Source organism: Pseudomonas sp. LB3P81, from assembly GCF_054897965.1.
In genome coordinates this window covers 157,751-171,836 of record NZ_JBUBVG010000001.1, presented here as the reverse complement: position 1 = coordinate 171,836, position 14,086 = coordinate 157,751, and the positions used below count along the sequence as shown (strand labels likewise).

11 protein-coding genes and 3 pseudogenes are annotated in these 14,086 nt (G+C 58.2%); 3 read left to right on the top strand and 11 right to left on the bottom strand.

Annotated elements, in window-relative coordinates:
- Nucleotides 1-39: 39 nt before the first annotated feature.
- From ACYZTL_RS00935 to ACYZTL_RS00925, 3 genes are all read right to left on the bottom strand, one after another.
- Nucleotides 40-732, bottom strand: a complete 693-nt coding sequence (locus tag ACYZTL_RS00935) for a hypothetical protein (protein ID WP_461950164.1) — start codon at nt 730-732, stop codon at nt 40-42.
- A gap of 206 nt (nt 733-938) precedes the next feature.
- Nucleotides 939-1,448 carry a CHAD domain-containing protein gene (locus tag ACYZTL_RS00930; RefSeq protein ID WP_461950163.1) on the bottom strand — a complete coding sequence of 170 codons (510 nt, stop codon included), beginning with the start codon at nt 1,446-1,448 and terminating at the stop codon, nt 939-941.
- Between the two features lie 224 nt (nt 1,449-1,672).
- The gene (locus ACYZTL_RS00925; RefSeq protein ID WP_461950162.1) at nt 1,673-2,479 is read right to left on the bottom strand and encodes a class I SAM-dependent methyltransferase; all 807 of its coding nucleotides are present in this window, start codon (nt 2,477-2,479) and stop codon (nt 1,673-1,675) included.
- Nucleotides 2,480-2,935: 456 nt separating this feature from the next.
- Between ACYZTL_RS00925 and ACYZTL_RS00920 the strand changes: the two are divergent.
- Nucleotides 2,936-3,550: pseudogene (locus ACYZTL_RS00920) on the top strand (transposase); the annotation flags it as partial.
- A 100-nt stretch (nt 3,551-3,650) separates the two neighbouring features.
- On the opposite strand, the gene ACYZTL_RS00915 reads toward ACYZTL_RS00920, so the two are convergent.
- From ACYZTL_RS00915 to ACYZTL_RS00895, 5 genes are all read right to left on the bottom strand, one after another.
- Nucleotides 3,651-4,103 carry a chromate resistance protein ChrB domain-containing protein gene (locus tag ACYZTL_RS00915; protein ID WP_461950161.1) on the bottom strand — a complete coding sequence of 151 codons (453 nt, stop codon included), beginning with the start codon at nt 4,101-4,103 and terminating at the stop codon, nt 3,651-3,653.
- 14 nt (nt 4,104-4,117) lie between these two features.
- Nucleotides 4,118-4,444 (bottom strand): rhodanese-like domain-containing protein, encoded by a 327-nt coding sequence (locus tag ACYZTL_RS00910; protein ID WP_461950160.1) that lies wholly within the window; start codon nt 4,442-4,444, stop codon nt 4,118-4,120.
- Nucleotides 4,445-4,454: 10 nt separating this feature from the next.
- A complete protein-coding gene (gene chrA, locus ACYZTL_RS00905; RefSeq protein ID WP_461954231.1) occupies nt 4,455-5,786 on the bottom strand; it encodes a chromate efflux transporter in 1,332 nt (443 codons plus the stop codon).
- Between the two features lie 29 nt (nt 5,787-5,815).
- Nucleotides 5,816-6,757, bottom strand: coding sequence for a chromate resistance protein ChrB domain-containing protein (locus tag ACYZTL_RS00900; RefSeq protein ID WP_461954230.1), 942 nt, complete (start codon nt 6,755-6,757; stop codon nt 5,816-5,818).
- A gap of 367 nt (nt 6,758-7,124) precedes the next feature.
- Complete coding sequence (locus ACYZTL_RS00895) at nt 7,125-8,138, bottom strand: FAD:protein FMN transferase (RefSeq protein ID WP_461950159.1); 1,014 nt, start codon at nt 8,136-8,138, stop codon at nt 7,125-7,127.
- 360 nt (nt 8,139-8,498) lie between these two features.
- On the opposite strand from ACYZTL_RS00895, the gene rsxC reads away from it, so the two are divergent.
- Together rsxC and ACYZTL_RS00885 are read left to right on the top strand one after the other, a co-directional pair.
- Nucleotides 8,499-9,899 (top strand): electron transport complex subunit RsxC, encoded by a 1,401-nt coding sequence (rsxC, locus tag ACYZTL_RS00890; protein ID WP_461950158.1) that lies wholly within the window; start codon nt 8,499-8,501, stop codon nt 9,897-9,899.
- Nucleotides 9,896-10,843, top strand: coding sequence for an RnfABCDGE type electron transport complex subunit D (locus ACYZTL_RS00885; protein WP_461950157.1), 948 nt, complete (start codon nt 9,896-9,898; stop codon nt 10,841-10,843). Before rsxC ends, ACYZTL_RS00885 begins: the two co-directional genes overlap by 4 nt.
- 65 nt (nt 10,844-10,908) lie before the next feature.
- Here ACYZTL_RS00885 and tnpC read toward each other — a convergent pair.
- From tnpC to ACYZTL_RS00870, 3 genes and pseudogenes are all read right to left on the bottom strand, one after another.
- Nucleotides 10,909-12,436 (bottom strand): annotated as a pseudogene (gene tnpC, locus ACYZTL_RS00880) (IS66 family transposase).
- A gap of 81 nt (nt 12,437-12,517) precedes the next feature.
- Nucleotides 12,518-13,039 (bottom strand): annotated as a pseudogene (gene tnpB / locus ACYZTL_RS00875) (IS66 family insertion sequence element accessory protein TnpB); the annotation flags it as partial.
- 325 nt (nt 13,040-13,364) lie between these two features.
- A complete protein-coding gene (locus ACYZTL_RS00870) occupies nt 13,365-13,937 on the bottom strand; it encodes a hypothetical protein (protein WP_461950156.1) in 573 nt (190 codons plus the stop codon).
- Nucleotides 13,938-14,086 lie beyond the last annotated feature (149 nt).

The window sequence follows — 14,086 nt, the reverse complement described above, 5'->3', positions numbered from 1 at the left end:
AGCGACACCCTGATGGCGGCCCAGGTACGGGCCGCGCTTTTACTCAACGGTAGTTGTCTGGCTCTCGACGTCCGATCCTGAGCCCGAGCGGTCGGCCCAGGCAAACATCGCCATTTCTACGTCTGCCACTCGCCAGCCTGTCTGTGTTGGCGCTGCCGGCAGACTGCATTCTGGCCGGGCAATCTTCGCCGCATCTAGTTGCGCAACCAACTCAGCGCAAAAAGCCTGGAATGCGACATAGCCTCGGACCATTGAGTTTTCATTACTGTCGTAGATCCTGCTCAACAACCCGGCGTTAAGCATTGCTTCGCGTATGCGCCCATCAAGGCTTGCGTGCATGTCCGGTTGCAGAAACCGCAACAGTTTCGACGCATAGGTCAGCCCGCAACCTGGGATCTGAAGCGCCGCAGTGATCGCTGCTTTGGGATTACCAATGTTGGCCACCACCGGCGCGAAGATTCCCAGCAGTGACACGTTGCCCAGACCTATCTCAAATCTCATCCGGGGATCGTTCTTTCCGGCCCCCCACGCGAGAAGCTCACGGACATAGTCTGTCGGTGCACCAGTCATTAATGTCTGTTCAACCAGCCAGCCGCCCCGCTCTTCTAACGACTTAATCCATGGGAAGGTGGGATACTTGTCGCCCGGATAACCTCTAGCCTTGTGGTTCGCGTTCGACCAGTTGTAGGCACGAAAGAAGGCGGGAAACTCATTGATATTGATGACGGACACAATGCTTCCTTAGCGCTGTCCAGCGCCAGTAAATATTTGCTAGAGGTTAAAGGTTAAAGGTTAAAGGTTAAAGGTTAAAGGTTAAAGGTTAAAGGAACGACGTTTTTTGGTGATCAGACACCTCTATCTGGCGAGCATTGCCTAAATGGGTGTTCGGTTCCATTAGACCACTACATTCAGTGTCATCCACGGCAGCATGCAGTCGATCAATCTGCTTTTTCAGTGCTTTTTTCGATTTGAGGCTGGATGTGTTTTAGCCTGCCATTGACTTCCACTGATCGAAAGATGGAAGGCCATTCATCCAATTGAATGAACAAGTTCTTGAGGACCGGGCTTTTTAGAATCCTGGAGTAGTTAGACGTCAAGCGCGCTTTTCTGAGCTGAACCTGGGCAGGAAAACCCCTGCCCTCCAGTTCCTGAATCATCACCTCCAGATCCCGAGCGGGCGTAGTCAGCCTTCCCACTTCAGCTGCCGCGATGTTCAGAGCCGCCACCTGGCTCATGGAGCGCATCGGTCGGAGCAAACTCCTGATACGCCTCACGGCTATCCTGAGATCGTGCAGAGCTTCGCTATCAGTCCGTGCCTCCAGCCGAGCACGGGCGTGATACAGGGCAACCTGAAGGGCCAGTATCTCAGCAACGAACTTGTCGACGAATGCCATTCGGTCATCTCGTTGAAACGGAATTGACACGAGCTTAGCAGAAGCATCGATCATCAAATATTGACTCTCCTTGAGAGCTATCGGCGACCACTTGAATCCAGAGTCGTTTGCGGCCCTTCGCGCAGGCAGCTATCGGCCAAAAGCGGACATTATCCAATTTTAGTCAGTGTCCAATCACGCCTGAGTAAGCATGCTGGGAGTCCGGTTGATTGGCTTATTAGCCCGCTGCGTAGGCACACTTTCTATGAGATTTTTTACTGTCTCCGATCCAGAGATCATTAAACCTTTAAAGCATGTATTCGAACCGAATCGTATTTGTAGTTCGAAGACGCGATCGCGGTTCGCAATAAAAGGCCCCAGCTTTGTCTCTTCAACCACGAGCTTGAATATTCCGGATTCTGGACCGCCTTATGGATAGCGTCCATGTCATGTATCCACGACGAACTAAATTGTCGCGTAAATCCAGTCCAAAGCACTGTTGATATTTGAAATCCGGCCGCCTCAAGAAATTTCGTGAGCGAATTCTGCGAAAAAAAATGTATATGCCTAGGGACATCCGTCCACGGCCAAGCGGGTCCAAATTCTTTGAACCCGGCAGCTTCACAATTTGGAACTTCAACAATCAACTTACCTCCTTTGGACAGTAATCCGTGAGCACGCTCCAGCGCCTTTGTGGGCGAAATGGTGTGTTCAAGGACGTGGGACAAAAGGACGTAATCGTATTCGCCGCCAACCTCTATAGGTGGCGCCTCAGCTGTCCCTGAATAAACGGCACCAAACTGAGCGGCTACATTGCGAGCATTGGGATCTGGATCTACTCCAACGACGTTAAATCCCGCAGCTTTCAGTTTCGACATATTGCTTCCGCTCCCACAGCCGATATCAAGCAATCGCCCTGGCCGACCGACCTCTGCGGGTGAAAAGTCACAGCCCTTGTCGAATCGCCAAGCGGCATGGTTACGGACACGCTCTAAAAAGCTGTGCGGGTTCGTTGAAGTACTAGGAGCGCCATGAGTGTAATACTCAATATCGTAGAACCGAGCGACTTGCTCTGGAACAAATTCGGCAGCGATTTTTCCATACATGCAACGCATGCACCAAACGACAGCATAAATCGCTGAGTGATTCGGACGCCGGTAATCGTTCGTTTTAAATAAACGCCGCATACCGCCCTGGCAAATTGAACAGTGTGACAAAACAGTAGATTCGATTATTGTCGACATTGCTAAGCCGTCCCTTTTCAGTGGGCTAACTGTATGTGTGAATTACATACCTTGTCCTCTCACCTACCCCTGACGAGGCCGGACACTGTGACAGTCGGGTGAACCGCTGAAGTGCTACACACCTTAGGCGGAAAGCCCATTCTGCTCGATCCATTGAGGCATCAGACGAGCATAGCTACCCATTTACCATTGTTCCACCCACCGTCCGCTATGGGTCCAGGCTGTGTGAAAACGCCAGTGATTGTCTAACCTTCAGATCGTCTAGATCGTATCGGGGGCGATCATGAAGCGATTCATTGAGGGTGAGACTCGGACGCTGAGCGTGAGGCCGAGCGCAACGTCGAGTTGATGTGGCTGACGGGGCGTTTGGCTCCGGACTTCAAAACCATTGCCGACTTTCGCAAAGACAACGGCAAAGCCATTCGCAGCGTATGCCGCCAGTTCGTAGTTCTTTGCCGCAACCTCAATCTCTTCTCCCAATCGATCATCGCCATCGACGGCAGCAAATTCAAAGCCGTCAATAATCGCGACCGCAACTTCACTCAGGGCAAGGTGTAGGCACGCATGCAGCAGATCGAGCAGAGCATTGATCGCTATCTGGCGGCGATGGATTCGGCGGATCGGGCAACGCCCGAAGTGGCCGAGGCCAAAGCAGAGCGGCTTAAAGAAAAGATAGAAACACTGAAAAAGCAGATGCAGAAACTCAAGGAAATCGAGGTGCAGCTCCACGAAAGTCCAGACCAGCAGATCTCCCTCACTGACCCAGATGCACGCTCAATTGCCACGAGCGGCCGCGGCACCGGAACGGTTGGCTACAACGTACAAACAGCTGTCGACGACAAACACCATCTGATCATTGCCCATGAGGTGACCAACGTTGGTAATGATCGCGGGAGCCAAAGCAAAGGGGCTTGCAATGAGGAGGAGTCCATATACAGTCATTCTGCGGCTACCCCTACGGTCGGCAACATTACTGTGGAGCGTGGAAGCTCTGTTGGCGGTTAGCATTCGCCAGTAGCGTCTGGCAGTCGCCTCACATCTGTGGCGGCCAGTTATGCGACTCGCCCTGGCAGTCCTTGCACCAGGCATACAGGGCGTCGTACATGACCAGGCCATGGCGCAGCATTTCATGATCATCGGCGAAGGTCTGCGACAATCCCAGCGAGATGGCATACAGCCCTGCCGACTGAGGAGTGAGATCGAGCCTTGAGGTATCGGCACCGCGCACTATCTGCGCCAGTTGCTGCAAGGCCAGCTCATCCAGTTGGTACTTCTTCAAGAACGCATCGAAGGTACACAACTCGCCTTCATGAGTGAGTTCGACACCGGGGATGTCGTAAGGCGTAGCGCCTTCCTCTCGCGCCAGGCGCAGCACATCGCCACTCGGCGCATAGAGAAACTCCGGCGCTGTGTCGATAAAACGGACGATCAGCCAAGGGCAGGCGATCCGATCAATCTTCGGGCGTTCGCGGGTGATCCACTTCATACAGCACCTCCTGCCTACCGGGATAGGCTCCGGGTGGGCTGGCCAGCGCTGTGCCAGCCAGCAAAACCATCAATCAAGTAGCGCGCATCCAGCCCCATGGCCTCCAGTGTGGCGGCAATACCCTGGCTGATTTCATGCCCCTTGGCGCAATAGAGAATCACCGGTCTGTCCCGTGGAACCTGATCCTTCCAGGTGAATACATCCTCGGGATCACGCCAGTGTGCGCCGGAAATTTCTTTGGCATCGGCAAGCCGAACGCTCGTGCGGCGTACATCCAGCAGGCTGAACGTCCGGCCAGCAGCTTGCCATTCCGCCAGTTCGCATATCGAGATTCGGCTCATCCTCCACCCCTCAGTTTTGCAGCAGGTATACACCCAGTCCGACCAGCGCACAGGCCACAAGCACTTGGATCACGCCGCGCTTGAAGCGAAACAAAGCAACGGCCGCTGCCAGTGCGATCAGCGCCGACGGCCATTCGAAATGACCGCTGAAGCCTTGCGGCCAGAGCACGTGATAGCCGAAGAACAACGCCAGGTTGAGGATCACCCCGACCACGGCGGCGGTGATGCCCGTCAGCGGTGCGGTGAACTTCAGTTCGTTGTGGGTCGACTCCACCAACGGGCCGCCTGCCAGGATGAACAGAAACGACGGCAGGAAGGTGAACCAGGTGACCAGGCTGGCGGCAACGGCACCGGCCAGAAACACCTGATCAGCGCCGAATACCTGCTGTACATAAGCACCGACGAAACCGACAAAGGCCACCACCATGATCAGCGGCCCCGGCGTAGTCTCACCCAAGGCCAGGCCGTCAATCATCTGCGTCGGTGTCAGCCAGCCGTAGTGGCCGACTGCGCCTTGGTAGACATAGGGCAGTACCGCATAGGCGCCGCCGAAAGTTAGTAGCGCTGCTTTGGTAAAGAACCAACCCATCTGCGTCAGTGTACCTTCCCAGCCAAACAAGGCCGTCAACACCCCCATGGGCAAAGCCCATAGCGCTGCACCGATCACCACCAGGAGCACCAGGTGCGGCCAACGGAAGCGCGCATGCTCGGGTGTCGGGGTATCGTCATCGATCAGCGCTCGGCCAAAGGCCTGCTTGGCAGCGCCGTGTCCGCCACCGATGCTGAATTTCTCTGGGGCGAAGCGCCCGCCAAAGTATCCGATCAGTGCCGCGCCCAACACGATCAGCGGAAACGGCAGGTTGAGGGCGAAGATCGCCACAAAGGACGCGGCGGCAATCGCCCACAGCCAGTTGCTCTTCAGCGCTCGCGAGCCGATGCGGTGAGCGGCCTGCACAACGATGGCGGTGACTGCTGGCTTGATGCCATAGAACAACCCGGCCACCACTGGCACTTCACCGAAGGCGATATAGAGCCAGGACAAGCCAATCAGGATGAACAGCGACGGCAGCACGAACAGTACACCGGCAATCACCCCACCCCAGGTGCGATGCATCAGCCAGCCGATATAGGTAGCCAACTGCTGGGCCTCCGGGCCGGGCAGCAGCATGCAGTAGTTGAGGGCATGCAAGAAGCGCCGTTCGGAGATCCAGCGCCGACGTTCCACCAGCTCCTGGTGCATGATCGAGATCTGCCCGGCCGGGCCGCCGAAACTTATGAAGCCCAACTTGAGCCAGAAAGCGAAGGCTTGCCAGAAGCTGACTGGCTGCGGCGGTAGCGCCAGTGTTTCGGCGTTCTGCGCGGCTGTTTGCGTCAAGTCGAGGGTACTCCTTTGTCGAAGCTGGCCAGCAAGCCGTCAAAAATGGCGGAAGCGGCGGTCAGTAATTGATCGTCTTGGGTCAGGGTTTCGCGCAGCCCGGCTAGCACGCTCTCGATACCTGCGGCCTCTGGCGGTTGTACGCCGCCCACGTCGAGGTAATGCACCAGCAGGCCCAGCCGTGCGATAGCGGGTTGCTCCAGGCCAAAACTTGCCGCCAGTACCTCGAAGGTCACGCGACTGCCGACATGACTGAAGGTCGCGCCGTCGAAGTCGAAGCCCAGTGCATCGCTTGGGCAATCCTCAGGACTGGCCAGCCACAGAATCCTGGCCTGCGGATCGATGCAGCGGCGGATCAGCCAGGCACTGGCCAAGCGATCTACCCACGGCCGCTGTCGTGTCGCCCAGGTGCGCCCCTGGTAGTCGGATGAACGCAGCTGTGTGATGACACCGGCCATGGCATGCGGCTCATCCGGAGACAATGCGCGTGCGCAGGCTAGCTCCAGCTCTTGCAAGGCTTTATCCGTTTGCCGCTGTGCCTCGCCAGGGAAAAAGTCGATTTCGACCAAGCTGGCGAAAGCTTTGCGGAGTTTGCGTACCTGCTTGAGCGTGACCTGCACGGTATCGGCGGTCAGGGCGTTCCGCGACCGCATGACCTCGGCCAGTACGGTCGCGTAGTCCTCGCTGCGATCAAACAGGCTGGTAAAGTTCGCACCTTCAGGCTCTTCGAAACGCAGCACATGGGCTGCTCCGCCAGCCTCACGCACATCTGAGGCCAAACCATCCAGAGTGGCGAGGCAGTCGTCGCGCTCAGGCATCAGATAGACACCATCACGCAGCACCGCTGCACCGGAGGCTTTCAACGAGCGCCAAGCCCGCTGCCGAACGGTAGCGTTCTCGGTGGGCAAGGAAAGGATGAGGGCTAATAGTTTCATTATGTAGAGATCAAATCAATAATGACTTTATCTCTACATAGTGATCTTCGGCGAAGGAGATCGCAAGCGCTTACGCTGTGCCTGCCTGTTTTCGGGGCAGGCCAGCATCACCAGCGGAGTAGATCACAACCACTGGAATGGCTGGGGCAGAACCTCCAGCACAGGCGGGTCACAATCGCTGGAATTGAGTGTCAGCATCACTGGAATACACAATGAATGTCTTCAAAGGTAACCGTCCGGGCATCCCGTCTGGACTGCCCCCGCCAAGCTAAGAGATGGTGTCCACCTATACAAGTGGACACCATCCTAGTCGCTCCGCGAAGCGCTGCGCATTAGCGCTTGGTCGACCGGTAGGCGAGGCTTCCTTCAACTACTGCTTCGTCTTGCCCTGCCCGGGAAACAACGACTCGAATCGCGGCGTCGCCCGAGCAACGAAACCCAGCCCCTGGTGCATGATGAAATAGGCGGCGACGTCATGCCGCTCGGCGAAGGCATAGCCCTCCTCCGGGCCGAGCACCATCAACAGCGTATCCAAGCCATCGGCATGCAGCGCCGAAGGGTCGACCACCGACACTGCCGCCAGCGCGTGCTTTACCGGCCTGCCGACACGTGGATCGAAGGTGTGCGAATAGCGCTGGCCACCTTCCTCGAAATAGTTGCGGTAATCGCCGGAGGTGGTAACGCCGTAGCCATCCAGTGCAATGGTGCGCTCCACTTGCTGCTCGTGCCCGCCGCTCGGCACCTCGAGGGCGATGCGCCAGGGCGAGCCATCCGGCTTGCGGCCGACCCCCTTGAGTTCGCCGGTGATCTCGACCAGATAGGCCTGGATACCCAGGGCCGAAAGCCTATCGCCGACCCGATCCACCGCATAGCCGGCAACGATACTGTCGAAATCCAGTTGCGCCGCCACATCCTTGCACAGCTTTTCGCCCTCCAGGCGCAAGTGCTGGTGCCCTACCCGTGCCCGCTCCCGTGCCAGCGCGCTAGCATCCGGCACCTGCTTCCCCCGTGACTGCGGACCGAAGCCCCAGAGGTTCATCAATGGCAGCACCGTCAGGTCGAAAGCCCCGCCACTCTCGCGGAACAGAAACTCACCGTACGCCAGCAAGCGACGCATATCTTCCGGCAACGCCTGACAGGCGCCGGCCGGCAGATCGTTGAAGCCGGAAACCACGGAGTCGCCGCGCCAGGTGGAGAACTGCTGGTCGAGCGCCCCGAGTATCATCTCGACTTCGGCCTTTACTCGCTGCGAGTCGGGAGTCTGCGAGGTGCGTACATACTGGATCGAATAAGTGCTCCCCATGGTCGGTCCGGAAACGCGCTCGATCCGTTCGCCACAGCCGTACAGCAACGTCAACAGCATCACCAGCAGGCTTACGCGCATCAATCAACACCTCTCTGATCCCGGCTGCCCCTTCGTGGCGCGCTTTTTTACCCAAACTGCGGGCACCACTGCTTACAAGAGTAAAGCTGCATTGCCGGAAATAGCGCCCGGCACGCCCCGCACGTTGGCGCTACCCGCCCCGATCACTGCCTGACATCGTTCCCACGCTCCCGCATGGGATGACCAACCGTTCATCAGCAAATCTGATCAAAAAATGAACAAAGCCTCCATTCGGCACTCAGAGTTCCGCGGGTGATCAATTGTCCCCCTCCCTTTCCGCTCAACGTCCCGGAAGCAAAAAAACCATTATGTGCATTAGCGCATAGGAGTGTTTTTTGCCCAAAAATTGGAGGACAGAAAATGTCTAGCCATTCGTTGCAGAGCGTCGAACGCATGCAGAGCCGCGTGCGCGCCCAGCGTCAGCCGCAACAGAAACCCTTCTGGCGCAGCCTGCTGGCCATCGCCTCACCCTCACAGCGTAGTTGGCACGGAGGGATCGAGCTCAGGGGCTACAAAGAATTATCCAACGCCACGCCGGTTGCCCCGGTCGCGGTCGGAAACATACAGCTGGCGATTCCGCTCGAGCGGGGTCGCCGGTCTGTCCAGCCTTGCGTGCAGCCGGGACAGCATGTGCGCAAGGGCGAGGTGATCGGTATTGGCGATGACAACACCCCTTGGGTGCATGCCAGCACCTCCGGCATCGTGGAACGGATTGATCTCGCGTTCGCGGCCGACTCGGCCGAGCCGGTCATGGCCGTCATTCTGAACGCAGATGGTCTGGATGAGTGGATCGAACGCCCAGTGCTGGGGCTACCGCAAACGCCCGAGACGCTGGTCGAACGAGCATTGCAGATGGGCATAGTCGGCCTTGGTGGGGCGGGTTTCCCGACGGCCCTCAAGCTGGCCGGCGCCCAGCAGCCCGATCTTCTGCTGATCAACGGTGCCGAATGCGAGCCCTTCCTTACCTGCGATGACCGTCTCATGCGCGAACGTGCCGAGGCGCTGATCGAGGCCGCTGACTATGTCGCCGCACTGATGGGAATAACCCTGACCCGCTTCGGTATCGAAACCAACAAACCTGAGGCGATGGCCGCGTTACGCGCCGCCGCTCGCCAGGCGCGCACCCGGGTCGAGATATGTCCGCTACCGGCGCGTTACCCGGCAGGGGGGCAGCCGTTGATGATCAAGAGCCTTAGTGGCCGCAACCTGGCGCCAGGGACTCTGCCCGCCGATATCGGCGTACTGGCGCTGAATGTCGCGACGCTCTACGCACTGGGCCGGGCCATCTTCCACGGCGAACCACTGGTAAGACGCGTGCTGACGCTGACCGGGGACTGCGAGCGCCCCGGGAATGTCCTGGTGCCGGTGGGTTACCCGGTCAGCGCACTGCGCGCAGTTGCTGGCGCGGCCCCCGAAGGCCAGTTGACCCAGGTCGGCGGGCCGATGATGGGACAGCCGTTACCGGCCCCCAGTGCCGTCATCAGCAAGACCAGTAGTTGCCTGATATTCGGCGCCGAGCGCTACTTGCCGGCACCTCAGCCCGCAGGCAGTTGCATTCGCTGTACGCGCTGTGTGGATGTCTGCCCAATGTCGCTTAGACCGCTGGATCTCTACGCTGCTGCCGAACGCTTTGACAAGGCCAGCCTGCAGGAACTGCGATTGGATGCCTGTATCGAATGCGGCAGCTGCAGCAGCACCTGCCCGAGCAATCTGCCGCTGCGCGATCGTTTCCGCCAGAGCAAGACGGAGCTACGTGCATGAGCCTGATACTCCGTCCTACCGCGCACCGACAACTCCGCACAATGATGCTGCTGGTCAGCCTGTGTCTCCTGCCGGGCACCGCCCTGTACGCCTGGCAATTTGGCATCGTGGTCTGGTTGCAGGCCTTCTGGTGCGTGCTGCTCGCCCTGGGCTTCGAAGCCGGCCTGCTGCGCCTGCGCGGACGTAATGTCCGCGAGGGTTTGAGCGACCTGAGCTGGCTGGTGCTAGGCCTGATACTGGCTCGGGCATTGCCGCTGCTGGTGCCGCTGTGGATGATCGCCCTGGCCAGTTTTGCCGCGCTCGCACTGTGTAAACACGGCAGTGGAGGCCTGGGTCGCAACCGCCTCAACCCCGCCATGGTTGGCCTGGGGATCATCGCTATCTGCTTCTACCAGCAATTGTACCCTGCGCCTTCGAACTATGCCCCCTGGACTCTCACCCTGGACGCCAAGGCGGTTCTTCTACAACAGTTGCAGCTGGCGCCACGCCTTAACCTCGATGCGTTCGCCGGCGCCACTCAGTTGGCCAAGAACCAGTTCACACTGATCACCCCCAATCTGTCGGGGTATGGCTACATTGCCGGCGGTTTGCTACTGGCAGTCCTGCGGGTGATCCGAATCGAGATTCCGCTGGCGATGCTCGCGAGTACAGTATTGCTGTGCATGGCAGCCGGCCATAGCCTACAGGAAAGCCTGTACAGCCTCAGTCTCGGTGGCTATCTCTTCACCGCCTTCTTCATCGCCACCGATCCGGTCACCAGTCCCGATACACGCACCGGTCGCATCCTCTTCGGCGCGGCCATTGGCGCGCTGACTGAATTGATTCGCGAATTCGGGCTTTATGCCGATGGTCTCTGCTTCGCCGTGCTAGCCGCCAATCTGCTGGTGCCGCAGATCGACCGGTTGGTGCTGCGCATACAGCGCCCCGTACATACGAACACCTGACACTGAGAGCGTGCGCAGCGAGTAGCCCGCGCCTCTTCGGCGGGTACCCAACACACCTTGCGTGGTTAGATACGTGCCCACTTATGCGGCAGCAGTTCGCTAATTTCACTCGACCGCTGTGTCGGCAAGCGCGTGAGAACGTCCTTCAAGTAAGCATACGGATCATGCCCATTGAGCCGTGCCGACTGGATCAAACTCATGATCGCAGCCGCACGTTTGCCGCTTCGTAACGAGCCCGCAAACAGCCAGTTCGAGCGCCCAAGTGCCCATGGCCGGATCTGGTTCTCGACCCAGTTGTTGTCGATGGGTACTGCACCGTCATCGAGATAGCGCGTCAGCGCTATCCATCGCTTGATGGCTGTAATCCAATGCCTTGTCGATAGCCGATCCTTCAAGCACAAGCTGCCTTTTGGCGATCATCCAGGTATGAAGTGCGTCGATGATCGGCGCTGCTTTTTCTTTCCGTATTCGTTGCCGGACATCCGGTTCCAGCTCGGGGACTTCGCGTTCAACTTCGTACAAGGCCGCGATGTGGTACGCCGCTTTTTCGGCGATTTGGCTCTTGTTGGTCGCATGCAAGTCGAAGAACTTACGCCGTGCATGGGCCATGCAGCCGATTTCGGTGACACCCAGTTCGAAGCCCGCCTTGTAGCCGGCGAAGTCGTCGCAAACCAGCTTGCCGTTCCAGTTTGCCAGGAAGTTTCGGGCATGCTCGCCAGCACGACTCGGGCTGAAGTCGTAAACGACCGCTGCCAGATCGGAGAACTGGCTGGTGGCGTAGGCCCAAACGTAGGCACGGTGGGTCTTCTTTGCGCCCGGCGTCAGCATCTGTACCGGCGTTTCGTCGGCGTGGATCACGTCTTGTACGAGTACTGCTTCGCGCAGAGCATCCACCAGCGGCTGTAGTTGCACACCGCACGCACTAACCCATTGCGCTAGGGTTGAGCGGACGATTGCCAGGCCGGCGCGCCCGAAGATTTTTTCCTGACGATAGAGCGGCAGATGGTCGGCGAACTTGGCCACCATGACGTACGCCAGTAAGCCCGCCGTCGGGATGCCTTTGTCGATGACATGCGCCGGTACCGGCGCCTGGATCAGTGTTTCGCACTGTTCGCAGGCCCATTTCCCACGGATGTGACGCTCGACGGTGAACACGCCCGGCGTGTAATCAAGTTTTTCACTGGCATCTTCGCCGATACGCTTGAGGGCACAGCCGCATTGGCAGTGGCTGTTGTCCGGCTCATGGTGGATCAGTGTGCGAGGAAACTGCGGCGGCAGCGCAGCGCGCTTGGGCTGCTGGTGAACTTTGGCTGCGACTGTTGCCGGTTGCAGCGCCTCAAGCTCGGCTTCGATAGCGGCGATATTGGTGTCGATCAAATCGTCGAGCAGGCTGGCTTGGCATGGGCTCAACTGCTCGCTACGCTTGGCTAACTTGAAGCGCTTGAGCAGTGCGATCTCGTGGGCCAGCTTCTCGTTGACCGACTTGTGATGGTTGATCTGCTTGTCCATCGTCTCGACGCGCTGCATCAACTGCGACGCCAAGGTGCGCAGTTGTTCGGGGCTTAGCTGGTCGAGATTCGGAAGCGAAGTCATGCCGCCGATTTTGCCAGAGAGGGCTGTTGGCGGCGACAGACTGATGGGCCAATTGCGCTGGCAAGCAGGCCATGACTGGACTTAGAGCACCGAGATGACACCTCCGGTGCCGACGCGCTGCCAAGGCAGTCCGAGTACCAAAACCTGAAGTTGCTCGGCATCCAATTCAACTTCGGAGCCATGCCGTACGCCAGGCCAAAAGAATCGCCCTTGGTGCAAACGCCGCGCTGCCAGCCAAATCCCCACGCCGTCGTGCACCAACACTTTCATGCGATTGGCGCGGCGATTGAACAGCGCAGTGGCGCAGACCACGCCCACAACCTCCACGGTATCGATTAGTACTTGTGCCAAGCCGCTGTAATGCCGGACCGTAAAGTTGCAAGCAAAGAGCCCTGTCATGGTTGCGAGATAAGGCTTCATCAAGCTGTAGCTGAGTGAGCGTCGGCGGTAAACCTCCTCTAGATCGGCCTCACACATCATTCCCCAGCGATCAGGTGATCCTGGCAACTGGAACGTAACCCCCTTGCCGACCACCGGAATGTGCCGATAGTCCGAGTAACCGGGATAAGTCACAAACAGGTTGGAGCCCATGCGGATGGTTTCCGACAGTTTTAGCCTTCGTGAAATCGTTCTTGATCAGCGCGGATGCGGTGCTCGCATACCTTCAGCGAGAGTGTCCCCCGAGGGGCGATGTGCAGTGGTTTTATAAACCGCCCCCCTTCAGAAAGCCAAGCCTTACGGCTTCGGCAACCCTCAAATAGTTTGGGTAGAGGCCAACTGATGTTTTTACACAGTCTCGGCCAGAAGGGCGGTTCGAGTGGCAGCGGCGCCGGGACGGGAGCTGGTTCAAGCGCTGGCGGTGGCAACAGCGGACAATGACCACCATGGCTCGACAAACTCCAGGCTACCGGCTGCACGTTATTGATAGCTACCCCGGTACCGAGGATTTTTGCGCACCGACACTGCCCGCCCTACCGGCGACTGCAAGTGCCACGCAACAAGCCAGTAACGAGAATGCGGCGAATGCGCCCATCACATGCAGATAAGGCAACACGTGATTCCAGGCTCGAGCCACCCCCAGGAAAGCGGCGAATAGCCAACCACTCATGGAAAGCGCGCCCAACAAGGCGAGCCGCGTGCGGCCTGCACTGCGCAGTGCTACGAATGGAGCCTTTTGCAGCAGCGGGAAGCCGACTCGATGCAATAATGCACCGTTCAGGCTAAGCAGCGCGACGACAGTCACCTTGGCCCAGAGTTTCTGATTGAGCAGATACGCGTCGCCTTCATTGAGATAACCCTGAAGCACCAGCAACAGTCCGCTTGCCCAAAGGGCCAGCAGTGCGAGGCTGACGATCCTCTGAGTTTCATCAAGGTACTCAAGCCTCGCCTGGTCCAGTATTTCCTTGCGCCAACTCCAAAGCTTGTGATCCGCCTGCAACACCCTCCCCAGGGCAATACACGTAGCGAGCAGATGACCGTATACGAGAAGCATTTTGAGCATTGCCTTGACCTTATTGTTGTTTTGGCGCTGCGTTCCCTGCTTCGCTGAATTGAAAGCTAATGATACAAATTTGCAATTGCATTTTCAAGATGAGCATTCATTCATAGGTGCTGGCACCGACCGCGATACAACTGTCGTCACACATAGAG